This window comes from Streptomyces sp. NPDC018833, from assembly GCF_044390825.1.
In the GTDB taxonomy this organism is placed as follows: Bacteria; Actinomycetota; Actinomycetes; order Streptomycetales; family Streptomycetaceae; genus Streptomyces.
Window position 1 is genome coordinate 45,397 of the sequence record NZ_JBIRZM010000005.1, and the last position, 17,066, is coordinate 62,462.

At 71.2% G+C, this 17,066-nt stretch carries 14 protein-coding genes and 1 pseudogene; 6 read left to right on the forward strand and 9 right to left on the reverse strand.

Going from position 1 to position 17,066, the window contains the following annotated elements; all coding sequences use genetic code 11:
* Window positions 1-101: 101 nt before the first annotated feature.
* Together ACH5AF_RS12285 and ACH5AF_RS12290 are read right to left on the reverse strand one after the other, a co-directional pair.
* Window positions 102-1,895, reverse strand: a complete 1,794-nt coding sequence (locus ACH5AF_RS12285) for an IucA/IucC family protein (RefSeq protein ID WP_398901519.1) — start codon at window positions 1,893-1,895, stop codon at window positions 102-104.
* On the reverse strand, window positions 1,892-3,082 hold the full coding sequence (locus tag ACH5AF_RS12290; RefSeq protein WP_398901520.1) for an acetyl-CoA carboxylase biotin carboxylase subunit family protein: 1,191 nt from the start codon (window positions 3,080-3,082) through the stop codon (window positions 1,892-1,894). The genes ACH5AF_RS12285 and ACH5AF_RS12290 overlap by 4 nt, the downstream gene beginning before the upstream one ends.
* Window positions 3,083-3,264: 182 nt before the next feature.
* Here ACH5AF_RS12290 and ACH5AF_RS12295 point away from each other — a divergent pair, with 182 nt between their 5' ends.
* The 4 genes and pseudogenes from ACH5AF_RS12295 to argB all read left to right on the forward strand — a co-directional run bounded on the left by ACH5AF_RS12295 (window position 3,265) and on the right by argB (window position 7,021).
* Complete coding sequence (locus ACH5AF_RS12295; protein WP_398901521.1) at window positions 3,265-4,119, forward strand: (2Fe-2S)-binding protein; 855 nt, start codon at window positions 3,265-3,267, stop codon at window positions 4,117-4,119.
* A 537-nt stretch (window positions 4,120-4,656) separates the two neighbouring features.
* A complete protein-coding gene (gene argC / locus ACH5AF_RS12300) occupies window positions 4,657-5,691 on the forward strand; it encodes an N-acetyl-gamma-glutamyl-phosphate reductase (protein WP_398901522.1) in 1,035 nt (344 codons plus the stop codon).
* A gap of 86 nt (window positions 5,692-5,777) precedes the next feature.
* A pseudogene (locus ACH5AF_RS12305) lies at window positions 5,778-6,152 on the forward strand (bifunctional ornithine acetyltransferase/N-acetylglutamate synthase); the annotation flags it as partial.
* The gene (gene argB, locus ACH5AF_RS12310; RefSeq protein ID WP_398901523.1) at window positions 6,149-7,021 is read left to right on the forward strand and encodes an acetylglutamate kinase; all 873 of its coding nucleotides are present in this window, start codon (window positions 6,149-6,151) and stop codon (window positions 7,019-7,021) included. The pseudogene ACH5AF_RS12305 and the gene argB, both read left to right, overlap by 4 nt.
* A gap of 118 nt (window positions 7,022-7,139) precedes the next feature.
* On the opposite strand, the gene ACH5AF_RS12315 is transcribed toward argB, so the two are convergent.
* Genes ACH5AF_RS12315 through ACH5AF_RS12335 form a run of 5 tightly spaced genes read right to left on the reverse strand, consistent with a single transcriptional unit; the run spans window position 7,140 to window position 12,339 of the window.
* A complete protein-coding gene (locus ACH5AF_RS12315; protein ID WP_398901524.1) occupies window positions 7,140-7,664 on the reverse strand; it encodes a GNAT family N-acetyltransferase in 525 nt (174 codons plus the stop codon).
* A 44-nt stretch (window positions 7,665-7,708) separates the two neighbouring features.
* Window positions 7,709-9,286 (reverse strand): amidohydrolase, encoded by a 1,578-nt coding sequence (locus ACH5AF_RS12320; RefSeq protein WP_398901526.1) that lies wholly within the window; start codon window positions 9,284-9,286, stop codon window positions 7,709-7,711.
* A gap of 13 nt (window positions 9,287-9,299) precedes the next feature.
* Window positions 9,300-10,148 (reverse strand): ABC transporter ATP-binding protein, encoded by an 849-nt coding sequence (locus ACH5AF_RS12325; RefSeq protein WP_398901527.1) that lies wholly within the window; start codon window positions 10,146-10,148, stop codon window positions 9,300-9,302.
* A complete protein-coding gene (locus ACH5AF_RS12330; RefSeq protein WP_398901528.1) occupies window positions 10,145-11,206 on the reverse strand; it encodes a FecCD family ABC transporter permease in 1,062 nt (353 codons plus the stop codon). The genes ACH5AF_RS12325 and ACH5AF_RS12330 overlap by 4 nt, the downstream gene beginning before the upstream one ends.
* Window positions 11,207-11,265: 59 nt before the next feature.
* Window positions 11,266-12,339: a FecCD family ABC transporter permease gene (locus ACH5AF_RS12335; protein ID WP_398901530.1), complete on the reverse strand. Its 1,074-nt coding sequence runs from the start codon at window positions 12,337-12,339 to the stop codon at window positions 11,266-11,268.
* A gap of 223 nt (window positions 12,340-12,562) precedes the next feature.
* Between ACH5AF_RS12335 and ACH5AF_RS12340 the strand changes: the two genes are divergently transcribed.
* Both ACH5AF_RS12340 and ACH5AF_RS12345 read left to right on the forward strand, forming a co-directional pair.
* Complete coding sequence (locus ACH5AF_RS12340; protein WP_398901531.1) at window positions 12,563-14,260, forward strand: ABC transporter ATP-binding protein; 1,698 nt, start codon at window positions 12,563-12,565, stop codon at window positions 14,258-14,260.
* 176 nt (window positions 14,261-14,436) lie between these two features.
* The gene (locus ACH5AF_RS12345; protein ID WP_398901897.1) at window positions 14,437-16,242 is read left to right on the forward strand and encodes an ABC transporter ATP-binding protein; all 1,806 of its coding nucleotides are present in this window, start codon (window positions 14,437-14,439) and stop codon (window positions 16,240-16,242) included.
* Between the two features lie 129 nt (window positions 16,243-16,371).
* Here ACH5AF_RS12345 and ACH5AF_RS12350 read toward each other — a convergent pair whose 3' ends face one another.
* Window positions 16,372-16,785 carry a DNA-binding protein gene (locus tag ACH5AF_RS12350; RefSeq protein WP_398901532.1) on the reverse strand — a complete coding sequence of 138 codons (414 nt, stop codon included), beginning with the start codon at window positions 16,783-16,785 and terminating at the stop codon, window positions 16,372-16,374.
* On the reverse strand, window positions 16,767-17,051 hold the full coding sequence (locus ACH5AF_RS12355; RefSeq protein WP_398901898.1) for a hypothetical protein: 285 nt from the start codon (window positions 17,049-17,051) through the stop codon (window positions 16,767-16,769). Before ACH5AF_RS12355 ends, ACH5AF_RS12350 begins: the two co-directional genes overlap by 19 nt.
* Window positions 17,052-17,066 lie beyond the last annotated feature (15 nt).

A 17,066-nucleotide genomic window follows, 5' to 3' on the forward strand; every position in this document is an offset into this window, starting at 1 on the left:
GTCGGCCACGCCGGGTCCGGCCGTGCCCGGTGCGATACCGGGCCGTGGGCGGGGGTCGAAGGCGGAGTGCGGCGCAGGCGACGACGCGGCCGCGGTGGCGCTCATCGCGCGACCCCCTCCCGTCGCAGATAGTTCGGGCCGGTGGTGTAGTGCTTGTTGATGTCCGGCGCACCCGAGCGCTCCTTGGTGAGCAGCGTCCCGGCCGTGACCATCGCCTTGACCGGCAGTTCGGGTGCGTCCAGGACCTGGGCGCGGAGGGTCCCGCCGGGCTCCCCCGGACCTGTGCCGAGTCGCTCGAACGCTTCGGCCAGCCGGTCACGTACGAGCCCGAGCAGCCTGTCCCGGGGGGCGCGGCCGTGCCGGGCCAGCCCGAAGGCGTACGCGCCCGCACACAGGTGAACCGTGATGGTGGTGAACAGGTCGACCACGGCCCGGTCGTCGTCGCCGAGGATCCGGGCGTCGTCGAACGCGGTGGGGTCGGGGGCGTCGGTGCCCAGGGCCTGCCGCATGCGGGCCGTGTTGATGCGCGGGCCGTCGTTGTCCTTCAGCAGCACCCGCAGCCGGGTACGTCCTGCCGGGCTGTCGAGCACCAGCGAGACGTTCTGCTGGTGGGACTCCAGCGCGATGCCGTAGCGGAAGAGTGTGGTCTGCCAGTCGAAGAGCAGGGTGAGGCAGGCGTCGAGGAGGGCGAGCGGGTCGCCGCCGTAGAAGCGGTCGGCGAGGTGGTCGATCACCAGCCGACCACCGGGGGCCTGGCTCAACAGCCCCGCCATGGGCACGACCACCGCGTCGCCGAGGCCGGCCGGGAAGCTGCGGCAGAGTACGGCGAGGAGTTCGTGGCCGGCGTGGGCGTGGACCGACTCGTCGGCATGCAGGACGGTGTCGCGAAAGCGCGGCTCGCGGGCGATCACGGCCTGAAGGAGCCGCTGTGCCGCGGCGCCGTCCACGAGGGTGCCGGGCTTGATGGTCCGGCGGTTGCGCAGGCCCAGGGTCGCGGTGGCGAGCGGCAGTTTGAGGTGGAGGGCGGGATCGGCGGCGAGCGCGACGGTACGCATGGACAGCGTCGGTACGGCCGCCATGTACGGCTGCTCGGCGAGGACCGCCTCGCCCTCCAGACCGGCGTCCCGAAGGGCCTCACGCAGCGGGGCGCCGAGCGTGAGGGGGTGTACGGGAAGTGCGAGATGGCTGGGGAGGAGCTCCGGGAGGGCGAGGTCCGCGGGGCTGGGCCAGCAATCCGGGAGCGTGCCCTGCACCGTGAGGGCCTGCCGCGGCACGGCGATCCAGCGCAGCGCGAAGCGCGGGTGGAACTCCGGGGCAAAGAAGCGCAGTTGTTCGTCGTCGAAGCCGAGGCGCCCCCGCGCGGTCGGATAGACGGGGTGGTCGTGGCGGGCGGCGAGGGTGTCGTGGGCGAGGCCGCCGGCGAGGCCGGTCCAGTCGGCGGGATCCCTGCCGTAGCGGTCAGTCAGTCCGCCGGTGACGTCGTCATGGGTACGGTCGTGCAGCCGCATGGTCGCGAGGGTCTGGCGGCACTCCTCGGCGAAGGCGGCGAAGCCGCCCCGGTCGACGGGGTCGGCGAGCGCGCTCAAGGCATCGAGCACCGCGTCGTGGCCGGTCAGCTCGGTGCCGTCCGGCTCCCGTACGAGCAGCGGCAGGCGTGCGGCGTACACGCTCTGGAACCCGTCCGCCAGGACCGGCAGCAGCAGGGCGTGCTCCGCGCGTCCGGGAAGCGCGAGCCGCAGCCAGGTGCCGTCCTCCTTGTCCACCCGTGTGGAGCGTGTGCGCAGGCCGACGACGTCCTCCCGCAGCAACGCGCCGAGCACCCGCAGCAGCAGGTCCTGCTCGACCGTGTCCGGCGGCACCGCGGTGATCGGCCCGGCCGTGGTCTTCGCCGTCACGGGGTGATCTCCCAGCGCTGACCGCCGAGGAAGTCGGCGACGACGCGGTCGACCGTCTCCTGGTCGGTGCCGATGGCCCGGAGTACACCGAGGTAGTCGCGGTTGGTGCGGTACAGCTCGTGCCGTTCGCCCGGCTCACGCAGTGGCCGATACGTCAACGTCACGCCATCCACCAGCAGGTCGGCCGCGGTGGGGGCGGCAGTCAGCGTCCCCGCGCTCTTCGCACACGGGTACGCGATCCGGGCCGCGCCATCGGTACGGGCGCCGAGGTCCGCCGGCAGCGGCTCGCCCAGGTGCGTACGCAGGATGTGCTCGAAGAGCGGGATGTCGAGCAGCTGGGCCAGCAGCAGGTCGCACTGGTCACCGATGGCACGGTAGTTGACCTCGATGATGCGGGCACGGCCCTGGTGGACCACGAACTCGGTGTGGCAGGCGCCGAAGCCGACGCCGAGGGCGTCGAGCTGGGCGAGGACCTGAGCGATCACCGGTTCGGGGTGGGCCGGGACGAAGGTCAGGCATTCCTCGATGAAGTACGGGGGCGGGGACACTTCGGTGCGGAAGCCGCCCAGGACGTGGCGGACGCGGCCGTCGCCGAGCGTTTCCAGGGTGCAGAGCTCACCGGCGAGATACTCCTCGACGACCAGCGCCGCCCCCGGGCGCCGCGCCTGGATCTCCTTGCAGCGCAGTACGAGGTCCTCTGGCCCGTCGGCCGACACCACGTCCTCGCTCGCCACACCCTCGGACGGCTTGACCACGCACGGGTAGGGCACATCGAGGCCGGACAGCACGGCCGGGTCGTGCCCGGCCCGGAGCTCGGTGGACCACACCGCGTCGGCTCCGGTGGCGGCCAGGTGACGGCGCATGTGCGCCTTGTCCTTGGCGCGCAGTGCGGACTGCCAGGTCTTTCCCGGCAGCCCGAAGTAGTCCGCCGCCAGGGCGGCCTGGGTCTGCAAGTGGTCGCTGTTGGTGAAGACCGCGTCCGGCTCGTGGTGGGTCGACATCCGGGTGATGACGGCGCGGAAGTCGCGTACATCACACTCCAGAATCTCGATGTCCGGGTAGCGGCGGCGGTGGGCTTCCGGCTGGTCCGTGAGAACGGTGACGCCGAGGCCGAGCCGGGCTGCGGCCGGGAGGAAGCCCTCGGTGACCGAGTCGGTGGGGTTGAGGGCGAGCACGTACAACCGCATGAGCGGCGGCCCCTTCCGAGAAGAGTGTCGGACGCCGACGACCGGCCATCGGCGGCAGCTTAGGAAAGGCAACCCTAAGGGTTCAACTCCGCAGGGATCGCCGGGAGGTGACCCTTACTCAGTTGGCAACGGCTTTGTGATTAAGGTAAGCCTTACCTACCCCCTCTGACGCCGGAGAGTCGATGACCATGGCCCCGGGTACTGCCACGGCTGGCCCAGCCCTGAGCACTGCCCCCTCCCTTGCCGACACCTACCTGCGCCTTGTGGGCTGCTGCGAGGCGCTCGACGCGCGGGTCGCGCCCCCGGGCCCGGGGACCGCAGGGCGCTTCTCCGGTGCGGAGCTGACGGAGAGCCAGGACACGCTGAACGCCTTCGTCGACGCCGAGGCCGCCCGCATCCGCCGGCGCGGGCAGACCGCCCGCAGGGATGTCGCCGCCTCCCGCGCGCTGCACGATTACCTCTGGTCCGTCAGCCTGCTGATGAGCGGCGCCTGGTACCTGGACCGGCGCGTGCCCCGAATCCAGCCGAGTGAGGTACGGCTGGATCTGACGACGGGCGCCTTCGAGGTCACCCCGACGTCCGATTTCGCCTGCCTGCCGGACGACCCGGCGGCGCTGTTGCCCGGCGCGCGGGTGCTCGGCCACGAGGAGGCGCTGCGCGCGGAGTTGCGGTCAGCCGTCGCCGACCATGTACGCCCCCTGCTGACCGCCATCGGCCCGGCCGTCCGGCGCGGACCGCGCGCCCTGTGGGGCATGGTCGCCGACGACCTGGTGTCCGGCATCTGGCACCTCGGCCGCACGCTCGGTCAGGAGGAACGAGCCATTCGGGACGCGACCGAGCTGCTGCCGACCGGCATCCCACCCTTTCCCGGCGGCGCCGGCTTCCGCCGACTCACCGGCCGGGAGGGACAGCGCTATCCCACGCGGACCCGGCTCGGCTGCTGCCTGTACTACACGCTCGCTCCGGACCAGGCATGCCTGACGTGCCCGCGGACGTGTGACGCGGAGCGGGTACGGAGGCTGGAGGCCGCGGACTGACCGCGCCGGCACCGACCCGGGTCGTTCCGCGTCTCACCGCGAGGGTGGCGACCGGTACTGCACCCCTCCTCGGTGAGCCGAGTGAAGTCGGGGCGCTCGCGAGACGCGGTGCAGCGGCTCTCCGGACGGGTCGGCGGCGGGTCGTGACCGCCACTCCCCTCCCCGTCCCCCCTCCGCCACTCCCCTCTCCGTCACCCCTTCTCCGTCACCCCTTCTCCGTCACCCCCCTTCTCCGTCACCCCCCTCTCCGTCACCCCCTCTCCGCCTCTTCTCTCCGTCTCATCTCTCCGTCTCTTTCCGTCCCACCCCATCCAACGCACGCTAAGGTTAGGCTAAGCTAAGTTCCACGATGGAGGGCGGTGGCCTCCGGGGATCACGTCATCAGGGGAGGACGAGGTCTCCCATGGGCTTGCCGGCCATCGGCTCCTGTCCCATGCGCCGACCGCACCACGATCCCTCCGTCCTGCGTGTCCTGGGCGATCGACCCGGCACGGCGGCGCTGTTGGTCCACGACAGCCACGACGAGAGACGGAGAACATGACGGTACGGGTTGCGGTGGCCGGAGCGAGCGGCTACGCCGGCGGGGAGATCCTGCGCCTGCTGCTGACACATCCCGAGGTGGAGATCGGCGTGGTCGCCGCGCACAGCAGCGCGGGCCGCGCACTCGGGGAGGTGCAGCCGCACCTGGCCGCGCTCGCGGACCGCGTCCTCGTGGAGACCTCGGCCGCCGCACTCACCGGGCACGATGTGGTGTTCCTGGCCCTGCCGCACGGCCAGTCCGCGGCCCTCGCCGAGCAGTTCGGGCCCGAAACCCTGATCGTGGACTGCGGAGCGGACTTCCGGCTGCGCGACCCGGCCGATTGGGAGCGGTTCTACGGATCGGCCCATGCCGGCACATGGCCCTACGGTCTGCCCGAACTTCCCTCGGCGCGTGAAGAATTGAAAGGGGCGACCCGCGTGGCGGTACCCGGTTGCTACCCGACCGCGGTGACCCTGGCGCTCTACCCGGCCTTCGCCGCGGGCCTGGTGGAGCCGGAGGCCGTGATCGTCGCGGCGAGCGGCGCCTCGGGAGCCGGCCGTGTGGCCAAGACGCAGCTGCTCGGCTCCGAAGTGATGGGCGCGATGAGCCCGTACGGAGTCGGGGGCGGGCACCGGCACACGCCGGAGCTGACGCAGAACCTGTCGCGGGTGGCGGACGAGCGGGTGACCGTGTCCTTCACGCCGACGCTGGCGCCGATGGCCCGAGGCATCCTCGCCACCTGTTCGGCCCGCATGCGTGCGGGAACCGGCGCCGGTCCGCGGGAAGTGCGGGCGGCGTACGAAACCGCCTACGCCGATGAGCCGTTCGTCCGGCTGCTGTCGGCGGGCCAGTGGCCGTCGACCGGCGCCGTACTGGGCTCCAACACCGCGCAGGTACAGGTGACGGTGGACGAACAGGCTGGTCGCCTGATCGCCGTGAGCGCGATCGACAACCTGACGAAAGGCACCGCGGGTGGCGCGGTGCAGAGCATGAATGTCGCCCTCGGCCTGCCGGAAGAGCTGGGCCTGCCCACGAATGGAGTAGCTCCGTGAGCTGGAGGCACTCCCCCTACGCCCTGCGGGCGTGGTGGGACGCCCACCCAGCGGTAGCTGGGGGAGCACGCGCAGCCGCAGGGCTGGGTGCGTCGAAGGAGATCGAGGTCGAGGTCGTCGGCGCGGCGACGGAGGGGGACGCCGTGACGGTGGGCCGGTCGGTGGCCAGGAACAATCTGCTCAAGTGCGCTCTCCACGGAGAGGACCCGGACTGGGGCAGGGTGTTGTCGGCGATCGGTACGACGTCCGCCGTGTTCGGCCCCGACCGCCTGGACGTGGCCGTCAACGACGTCCGGGTGTGCCGGGACGGCGCGGCGGGCGAGTCCCGCGACAAGGTCGACCTGTCGGGACGTCGGATCAGGATCACGATCGATCTGCGCTCCGGTGACGCGTCGGCGGTGATCTGGACCAACGACCTCACCGCTGAGTACGTCCACGAGAACAGCGCGTACAGCTCATGAGAGCGGTCGAGGCACGCGTGGCGTGCGGGGAGTTGGCGGCCTTCCAGGGCCGGACGGTCGTCATCAAGTTCGGTGGCAACGCCATGGTGGACGAGGACCTCAAGCGGACGTTCGCCCAGGACGTCGTGGAGCTGTGGCGCGCGGGACTGCGCCCGGTCGTCGTGCACGGGGGCGGGCCGCAGATCAGTGCGTTGCTCGACAGGCTCGATCTGGAGGTGCGCTTCGAGGCGGGGCTGCGGGTGACCAGTCCGGAGATCATGGATGTGGTCCGGATGGTGCTGACGGGTCAGGTCCAGCGGGAGCTGGTGGGACTCATCAACGTCCACGGGCCGTTCGCGGTGGGCATGACGGGCGAGGACGCGCACACCATGACGGCCGTGCGGCGGGCCGCCTGGGTGGACGGCGAGCCGGTGGACATCGGGCTCGTCGGCGACATCGTCGAGGTGAATCCGGACACCGTGCAGGCCCTGTTGGAGCAGGGCCGCATCCCGGTGGTCTCCCCCGTGGCACGCGGGACCGACGGGCAGGTCTACAACATCAACGCCGATCTCGCGGCGTCGGCCCTCGCGGTCGCCCTCGACGCGGAGAAGCTGGTGATGCTCACGGACGTGGAAGGGCTGTACGCGAACTGGCCCCACAGCCCCGAGGTGATCGAGCACCTGACGGCCGGCGAGCTGGAGAAGCTGCTGCCGGAACTGGCGAGCGGGATGCTCCCCAAGATGGAGGGGTGCCTGCGGGCCGTACAGGCGGGCGTGCGCATGGCGCACGTTCTGGACGGCCGGGTGCCCCACTCCGTGGTGCGGGGCGTCTTCACCCACGACAACTCCGGCACCACCGTGGTTCCGGACCAGGAACAGGGCGAGGCATGACCGTCGGCCACGACGAGGGCCCCGCGGGCGTCTTCGAGGCCTGAGGAAACGTCATAGAACAGGGGCTGGTCCGGAAGCCGTTTTCCGGACCAGCCCCTTTCGCTACGCCCGCGCGGAATCAGATCTCGCGGGCGAGGACCTGCGAGTTGCGACCGGGGTCCAGGGAGTTCGCCCAGGCCGCGGGTGCGAGACTCGCGCAGGAGGGGGCGAAGCCGTACCGGCGGAAGAGGCCGCCATTACCGGTCGTCGCGGTGAACAGGGCGCGCAGCGACTGAGCCGCCGCCGTGGCCAGCGCCGCGCGCAGCAGCACAACGCCCACCCCGCGTCCCTGCCGGTGCGGCGCGACGCAGAAGTTGTACAGGACACCCGTGGGCCCGCCGTCACCGACCGGATCGGCCGGATGAACGCGCAGGCCCAGACAGCCGTCGAGCGTGCCGTCGGGCGCTTCCACGACCAGGAAGTCCGCCGCATCCCTGGCGTACAGGGAGAAAGGACGCTCACGCAGCGCTCCGGAGCGGACGAACGGCCGGGACAGGGCGTGGAGAGCGGCGGCATCGCCGGCACGGGCGGGCCGTACGGACGGCGAGGCAGGCGGAGACGTACGCGCCGGCAGCGTGGCGAGGCGCGTGGTGGCCGTGATCAAAGGATTCCCTTCTTGATTGCGTCAGCACTCGTACCGGTCGGCCCTCAGCGCGCCGACGCCTCGGTCTCGCGGCCGTCGACGAACGTCGACACCACCTCGATGTCACCGATGCGTGAGGTGCTGACGCGCCGTGGGTCGTCTCCCAGCACGACCAGGTCGGCGCGCTTGCCCGGAGTGAGAGTGCCCGCGCTGTCGTCCCAGTGGCACGCGTAGGCGCCACCGACGGTGTACGAGCGCAGCGCCTCGTCGACGGTGATGCCCTCGTCCGGGCCGATCACCTGGCCCGACTCGGAGGCACGCTCGACCATGAACTGGACGGCTCGCAGCGGCGATCCGTCCGTGACGGGCCTGTCGGAGCTGCCCACCAGCGTGATGCCGTGGTCCAGGAAGCCTCTGCCCCGGTACAGCCAGGGGGCCCGGTCCTCGCCCATGATCGATGCGTAGTCGTCGCCGAAGTAACGCAGGAAGTTCGGCTGGATCACCGCGGCCGCGCCGAGCTGTGCGAGGCGCGGGAGCTGGTCGGGCCGGATCAGGCCCGCGTGTTCGATGCGGTGCCGGGCGCCCGGGCGCGGGCGCTGACGCTGGGCTCGTGCCAGGGCGTCCAGGGCGAGGTCGGCGGCGCGGTCCCCGATGGCGTGGACGGCGAGCTGCCAGCCGGCGAGATGGCCGTCCACGATGGTGTCCGCGATGCGCTCGGGGTCGTCCTGGAACTGACCGGTGTGTTCCATCCCGTGGTACGGGCTGGTGAGCGCGGCGGTACGAGCCATCATGCCACCGTCGGTGTAGATCTTGAGGGCGCCCATGGAGAGCCAGTCGTCGCCGAACCCGGTGCGCAGGCCGAGGTCGAGGGCGCGGGGGATGCCGTCGGAGTCGTGCGAGGCGACGGGACGCAGCGTGTCCCCGGCCGCCATGAGCTGCACACGCAGGGGCAGCCGGCCCTGGTCCCTCAGAAGCTGGTAGGCCCCGAGCTCGACGGGGCTGTGGCCCAGCAGACCGCCCCCGATGCCCGCTTCGGCGCAGGCGGTGACGCCTTCTGTCAGACAGACCCGGCCCGCCCGCTCGATGGCGTCCGCGAGCTCCGTCTGGGAGTACGGCAGACGCAGTTGCCGTGCGGCGGTCATGGCGCTCTCGGCGAGAAATCCGTCCTGGTGCGGGACTTCGGCGGGAAGCAGATCCAGGACAGCGCTGTTGACCACGCAGCCGTGCCCGGAGTCGTGCATCAGGAACACCTTGCGCCCGTGGCTGACCTTGTCCAGTTCGGCGGCCGTCAGGTGGCGCCCCAGAGCGCGCTGGTCGTAGCCGGCGACGTCCACCCAGGCGCCGGCCGAAGACTGCCGGGAGACGGCGTCCGCCACGACCGCGAGCACGTCCTCGACCCGTGTGCAGGGCGCCACGCTCGGCGTGCTCGCCTTCAGACCGGTCCAGGCCAGGTGGACATGACTGTCGATGAATCCGGGCAGCACCGTGGCCCCCTGGAGGTCGATCACCTCGCGGGCGGGCAGCGAGGTCACCGCGTCGTCCAGGCCGACGATCCGGCCGCGCCAGATGCCCAGGTCGTGGGCGACGGGGTGGTCCGGGTCCATGGTGACGATGTTCGCGTTCGTCAGCCTCGTGCGGAGCATTGGGCAGTCCGTCCTAGGGTGTCTCCGCCATGGCGGCGTCCTTGGCCATGGCTGGGCGCTTGCGGGCGGTGGGCACCATCAGCGGAGTGCCGGTCTCGGGATCGTCGATGATCCTGCACGGCAGGCCGAACACGTCCTCGACCAGCTCGGCGGTCATGACCGTCGCCGGGTCGCCCTCGGCGGCGATGGTGCCGCCGGGCCTCATCACCACCAGGTGGGTGGCGTAGCGGCAGGCCTGGTTGAGGTCGTGCAGGACCGCGACGATCGTGTGCCCCTTCCGCTCGTGCAGATCGGCGCACAGATTCAGCACCTCGACCTGGTGTGCGATGTCGAGGTACGTGGTCGGTTCGTCGAGCAGAAGGATGGACGTCTCCTGCGCCAGCACCATGGACAGCCATACGCGTTGCCGCTGGCCACCGGAGAGGTCGTCGACGGGCCGGTCGGCGAGTTCGAGTACGCCGGTCTGCCGCATCGCCTCGATCACGGCGGACTCGTCCTCGGCGGACCACTGCTTCAGCATCCGCTGGTGCGGATAGCGGCCGCGGGCGACCAGGTCCCCCACGGTGATGCCACCCGGCGCGGTGGACGACTGCGGGAGCAGGCCGAGCCTGCGCGCGACTTCGCGGGAGCGGTACGAGGAGATGGCGGCCCCGTCGAGATACACCTCGCCCGCCTTGGGCCGCAGCATGCGGGCCAAGGCCTTGAGGAGGGTGGATTTGCCGCAGGCGTTCGGGCCGATGATCACCGTGAACGAGTGGTCCGGTATGACGACCCCGAGAGAGGTGGCCACGGTCCGCTGCTCGTAGGAGAGTGTCAGGTCCTCGGCGCGCAGCCGGGCCGTCGGGGGGATCGTTCCTGTCATGCGCGGCTCTTTCGCGATTCCGTGACCAGCAGCCAGATGAGATACAACCCACCGATGGTGCCGGTCGCCGTACCCACCGGAAGGAGAGCGGGTGAGAAGATGCGCTGCACCGCGAGATCGCTCCCGGCCAGCAGGAGGGCGCCCATGAGGGCGGCCGGGACCAGGGCGGGGCCGGACGACCGGATCAGCCGCCGGGCGAGCTGGGGGGCCGCCAGCGCGACGAACCAGATCGGACCGGTCACCGCCGTGGCGAACGCGGCCAGCGCGACGCTGATGAAGAGCAGGGCCAGTCGGCTGCCCGCCACGTTGACACCGAGCGCCGTCGCCGTGTCGTCGCCCATCTCCACCATGGAGAGCCTGCCGGCGAGACCGAAGGCGAACGGAAGCAGGATCGCGACCGCGATGCCGACCGCGCCGGCGTGGTCCCAGCCCCGGTTGCCCAGGCTGCCGACCAGCCAGGCCTGGGCCTCCAGCGCCTCCTGCCAGCTCGCCCGGGTGATCAGGTACGAGTTGACGGCGAGCAGCAGGGCGCTCACACCGATGCCCATGACGACGAGCCGGAACCCGTGCATGCCGGCGCCGAACACCAGCAGGTAGACCGCGGCGGCCGTGGCAAGGCCGCCGATCAGCGCTCCCAGCGCGATCTGGGTCATGCTTCCGTTGAGCACGACGATGACGATCAGTGCTCCGGTCGCCGACCCGTTGGTGAAGCCGATGATGTCCGGGCTGCCGAGCGAGTTACGGGTCAGGCTCTGCAGGATCGCCCCGCTGACCGCCAGCGCGGCCCCGACGCACAGCGCGGTCACGAGCCGTGGCATGCGCAGGGTGTTGACGATGAAGTCCGCGCCGCCCGAACCGTTGCCGGTCAGGGCCCGGAGAACTTCCCCGATCGACAGCTCGAAGTCCCCTGTGGTCAGGGTGATTCCCATGACCGTGGTGAGCGTGACCAGCAGAGCGGCCGTCACGGCCACCGCACGGCCCTGGACCCGCAGGGAGAGCCACCCGGTGCGGGTACGGATGACGAGACCGCTCACCACGCGGGGCTTCGGGACGTCCACGGAATCGCTCACCTTGTCGGGTGCCTGGGTGTCGGAGGCTCTGACCTCCCGTACGGCCCTCACAGCATCGCCAGCTTCGGGCGGCGGCACAGCGCGAGGAACAGCGGTGCTCCGATGAACGCGGTGACGATGCCGACCTGGACCTCGCCGGGCGCACCGAGCACCCGGCCCAGGACGTCCGCGCCGATGAGCAGGATCGGCGCGAGCAGCGTCGAGTACGCCAGCACCCAGCGCTGGTCGGGGCCCACCACGAAACGGGCCATGTGGGGCACCACGAGGCCGACGAAGCCGATCGGTCCCGCCGCGGCGGTGGCGGCGCCGCACAGCAGCATCACCGAGACGACGCCGAGCGCCCGGGTCCGGCCGACGTTGAGGCCCAGTGCGCGTCCCATCTGGTCTCCCATGGCCAGTGCATTGAGCGAAGGGGCGAGCCCGAGGGCGATCACCAGGCCCACGGCAACGAAGGGAACGATGACGTAGACGGTGTCGTAGCCACGGCCGGAGAGCGCACCCACCGTCCAGAACCGGAACTGGTCGAACGCCCGCGGATCGAGCAGCAGGACAGCGTAGTTGAAGGCGTACAGCACTGCCGTGACCGCCGCACCCGCGACCACCAGCCGGTCGGGGGTCGCAAGCGTCCGCCCGGACGAGCCGAGCAGGTAGACCGCGACGGAGGCCATCGCCGCACCCAGGAAGGCGAACCAGACGTAGCCGAGGGCCGTCCCCACGCCGAGGAACGCGATGGCCACCACCACGCCGCTGGAGGCGCCCAGGCTCACGCCGAGCAGACCGGGGTCGGCGAGCGGGTTGCGGGTCAACGCCTGCATGAGGGCGCCCGAAAGCCCCAGTGCCACGCCCACCGTGAGGCCGAGGAGGGTCCGGGGTATCCGGTAGTCGTGGATGATGACCGCGGCATCCGACCCGTCGGGCTGCCACAGCAGGCTCCACGTCGAGGTGAACGGGATGTCCCTGGTGCCCACCCACACGCTGAGCAGCGCGACCAGGATCAGTGCGCCGAGCCCCACGAGAATCCCCAGGCCGCGCAGTGCCGCCGCTGCGGCCCGGCGTTTCGAAGGGGCAGTTGGGTCGTCGGCACCGGTCTCGGATGCCGCCCGGGCCTCGACCGACGACAAGAACGACCCCCTGGTGGCAGACGGCGCATCACGCAGGAAAGGTGACGTACGCACAGGAAAAGCTGACTTAGGTGAGCCTAACCGAACCGGCGATACAGGGTCAACGCCCGTGCGTTTTCTGCCAGTACGACAGGTGCACCGAAGGCCGGAACGGGGGCTTGGCCTGGCATTTGATTAAGGTAGCCTTACCTAACCACTGTCTCGTCTCCGCCGGAGGTACCGCATGCTCGATGGAGGACCGACGGGGGGCCACGTCCTCCGGAGGGCGATCGGGAGCCAGCGGCGGCGCATCGCCGGGGCCTCGCTCCTCGGCATGACGCACCAGGTGTGCGAGGCGATGGTCCCCGTCATCATCGGCGTGATCATCGACGAGGCGGTGGCGACCGGTTCCGCCGGCGCTCTCCTGCGCTGGCTCCTGGTACTCGCCGCGCTCTTCTTCGTCCTGTCCACGTGCTACCGGACTGCCGCCAGAATCACCGACGGAGCTGGGGAACGCGCCGCGCACCGGATCCGGCTCGAACTCGGCACCCGGGTCCTCGACCCGCGCGGCGGCGCCGACGCGGGCCGGCTCCCCGGCGCACTGACGGCCATCGCCACCGGCGACGCCAAACGGGTCGGTGCGGTCGCGGCCGCACTGCCGTACGCCATGTCGGCGGTCGCCGGACTGGCCGTCAGCGCAGTGGCACTTCTTCGCATCTCGGTACCGCTCGGCCTGCTCGTCCTGCTCGGCGTCCCACCGCTGCTGTGGCTCGGCCATGTGATCAGCCGACCTCTCGAACGGCGCAGCGAGGTCGAACAGGAGCACGCCGCCCACGCCTCCGGCGTCGCCGCCGACCTCGTCGCGGGCCTGCGGGTCCTCAAGGGGATCGGGGCCGAACCGGCCGCCGTGTCCCGCTACCGGCGGACCAGTCAGGACTCGCTGACGGCGGCGCTGCGTGCCGCCCGCAGCCGGGCCTGGCACGCCGGCGCGGTTCTCTCCCTGACCGGCATCTTCATCGCGGTCATCGGACTGGTCGGTGCGCATCTGGCGATCCGCGGCTCGATCAGCGTCGGCGACCTGGTGGCGGCCGTGGGACTCGCGCAGTTCCTCCTCGGGCCGTTCCAGCTCCTCACCTACGTCAGCGCCGAGTTCGCCCAGGGCCGTGCCTCGGCCGGCCGGATCGCGGAGGTGCTGGCGTCTCCCCCCGCCGTGACGGCGGGCTCGGCCACGCCGGCCCGCCCCGTCGCCGGGCGGCTCCGGCTGCGCGGCGTCACACACGGCGCGCTGCGCGGCGTCGACCTCGACGTCGGCCCCGGAGACTTCGTCGGCGTGGTCACCAAGGACCCGGCCGCGGCGAGGGACCTGCTGCTCTGCCTGGGCCGGGAACTCGACCCGGCCGAAGGGGTGATCGAGCTCGACGGCGTATCCCTGGCTTCGCTCGATCCCGACGGCGTGCGCGGCGCGATCCTGGTCGCGCACCATGACGCGGATCTGTTCGAGAGCAGTCTGCTGGACAACGTACGGGCCGGAACGGAAAGCGACACGGCGGACGTCGAGCCGGCGCTGGCAGCTTCGGCCGCGGATGACGTCGCACGTGCCCTGCCGCTGGGTGTGGACACCATGCTGACCGAACGCGGGCGGTCCCTGTCCGGCGGACAGCGTCAACGAGTCGCACTGGCCAGGGCGCTCGCCGCCGAACCCCCGGTCCTGGTCGTCCATGACCCGACCACCGCCGTCGACACGGTCACCGAGTCGCGGATAGCCACCCGCCTGAGGGAGCTCCGCCGTGACCGCACCACGATCCTGGTGACCACGAGCCCCGCTCTGCTCGCCGTGACCGATCGCGTGGTGGTGCTCGACGACGGCGCGGTGACCGCGGACGGCCGCCATCCGGAACTTGTCGCCGGCGACGAGGCCTACCGCTCGGTGGTCCTGGCATGACGGCCGTGAACGACGAGGCGGTGAACGACGACGGCGCGGACGGCCGACCTGCGACCGGCCAGGGTACGACGGGCCGACGTCCGAAGGACCACCATCCGAAGGACCGACGGGCGACCGGCAAGGGCGGGAACGGCAAAGATGCGAACGGCATCGGCGGGAACGACGGAGGACGGACGATGAGCGGAACCGGCACGCGGGATCGCGCGCTCCTGCCGATCGCCACCGGCGCCCAGACCCTCGCCGTCGTCGGCTCGCTGCTGCGCCGTCACCGGCTTCTGGCGGTGTCCGCTGTGACCGTCCTGGTCATCGGAACCGGCATCGGCATGCTGACCGCACCACTGCTGGGTCGCATCGTCGACCTGGTCGTCGACCAGCGCGAGCCCGGCTCGCTCACACTGCCGATGGTCCTTCTCATCGCCGTGGCCATCGGCAGGGGCGCAGGAACCGCGGTCGGCAGTTCCCTCGTCGCCCGGCTCGGCGAGACCATTCTCGCCGGCTTGCGCGAGCGGTTCATCGATCGGGCACTGCGACTGCCGCTCGAACGCGTCGAGAAGGCCGGTTCGGGCGACCTGACGTCGAGGGTGACCGGCGACGTCACCCTGATCACCAATGCGGTACGCCAGGCGCTGCCCGAGTTCAGCTCCGCCCTGCTCACCATCGGGCTGACGCTGGTCGGACTCACCGTGCTGGACTGGCGCTTCCTTCTCGCCGTCCTGCTCGCCGTGCCGATCCACGTCCTCACCGTGAGGTGGTACATCCCCCGGTCCACGCCCGTGTACGCCGCGCACCGGGTGGCGACCGGCGCCCTGCAGCACCAGCTCCTCGACAGCGTCGGCGGCGTCCGGACCGTGCGCGCGTTCCGGCTGAACGACAGGCACGCCGACCTCTTGGAGCAGCGGTCACAGGATGCCGTGGGCCTCGCGCTGCGCGGTATCCGGCTCGTCTCGGGGTTCTTCTCGCGCCTCAACCTCGCCGAGTTCGTCGGTATGACGGCGGTCCTGGTGACGGGATTCGTGCTGGTCGACAACGGCTCCGTGAGCCTCGGCACGGCGACCGCGGCAGCGCTGTACTTCCACGCCCTGTTCAACCCCGTCAACGCCGCGCTGTTCCTGATCGACGAGGCGCAGTCCGCCGGCGCGAGCCTGGCCCGTCTGGTCGGTGTGTCCAGCCTGCCGGTCGAGCAGGAGTCCGACGTGCCGGCCGCGCCGGTGGATGGTTCCGTCAAGGTGTCCGCGCTCAGCCACGCGTACGTCCCTGGGCACCCGGTGCTGCAGGAGGTCGACCTGGACGTGCGCGGCGGGGAGCGGGTGGCCCTGGTCGGCGCCAGTGGGGCGGGAAAGACCACCCTGGCGAAGCTGATCGCCGGCGTACACGAGCCGTCCAGTGGTTCGATACGTCTGGGCGGCGTCGACACCCGCGAGCTCGGCCCGGCCGGTGTCCGGCGGGCGGTGACGCTGATCAGCCAGGAAGTCCACGTGTTCGCCGGTCCGTTGGCCGAGGACCTGCGCCTGGCCCGGCCGGAGGCCACCGACGACGAGCTGCGCGCGGCGCTCGCCAGGGTCGATGCCCTGGCCTGGACGGAGGCGCTGCCCGACGGGCTCGACACGGTGGTCGGCGAGGGCGGGCACCGGCTCACGGTGACCCAGGCCCAGCAACTGGCCCTGGCCCGCCTCGTTCTCGCCGACCCTCCGGTGGCGATCCTGGACGAAGCCACTGCGGACGCCGGCAGCGCGGGCGCCCGGATCCTGGAGACCGCTGCCCTCAGGGCGCTGGAGGGACGTACGGGACTGATGGTGGCCCACCGGCTCCCCCAGGCCGCGACCGCGGACCGCGTCGTCGTACTCGACCAGGGCCGCGTCGTCGAGACGGGCACGCACGACGAATTGGTGGCCGCGGGCGGTCGCTACGCGGCGCTGTGGGCGGCATGGTCCGCCAGCCGACGGGAACCGGAAGCCGCGCCGCAGGTGGCTGCGGAGGCATGACCCGCTCTCGGAGAGCCCTGCCACCGCGACGTCCTGGCCGCCGACGTATCGCTCCCGACACCGGCCACAGTTCTGATGTCGTTCGGCGGTATTCAACGGCGTCCGCAGATCTCTCATCGGACGCGCCGGCTAGACGGCGACGAGGCGCACCTTGTCGCCGCAGAGCTTCGTCATGTCGTCGATGTCCGAAGTGAGCATGACGACCGGGCGGCGCTGTCGCAGCGCCATCTCGGCGACAGCGGCATCGATCGCGTACTTGTGACCGTGCAGCCCCGCGTTGATCAGCATGGCGGAGGCGGCCTTTGCCTCCTCGTCGCCGACATGCACGATCCGCATGCCCGACAGGACCCGGGTCAGCCGCGCCTTGTCGGTCCGGCGATGTGCCGCTTCGATGATGGTGAGTGCGCTGATGACCACCTCCATGCCGCGCTTGCGCGCTTCGGTGACGAGGACGACGACGGGCTCGTGATCACTGACGAACTTCGACAGACCCTCGCTGTCGAGGACGAGGGTGCCTTCATGACTCAGCTTGCGTCGGGCCACTGGCCCTCCTCGGCGAACGCCTCGTCGAAGAGTCGGCGAGCCCGCTCCTGCTCGCGCTCGGAGATCAGCCCCTTGCGGCGTTCGTAGTCGGCCAGATACTCGTCCAGGATCTGACCGCGCAGTTCACGCTCCACCGCTGCGGTGACGAACGCAGAGAACTCGCGGTCGCCGACCCGCCGGCGGATCGCCTCGGCCGTTCCTTCGGGCAGCGAGAGGCTGACCCTGGTGGCCGGCCCTTCGCCCACGCTGTATGGGACCTCACTCATGGAGCCCAGATTATC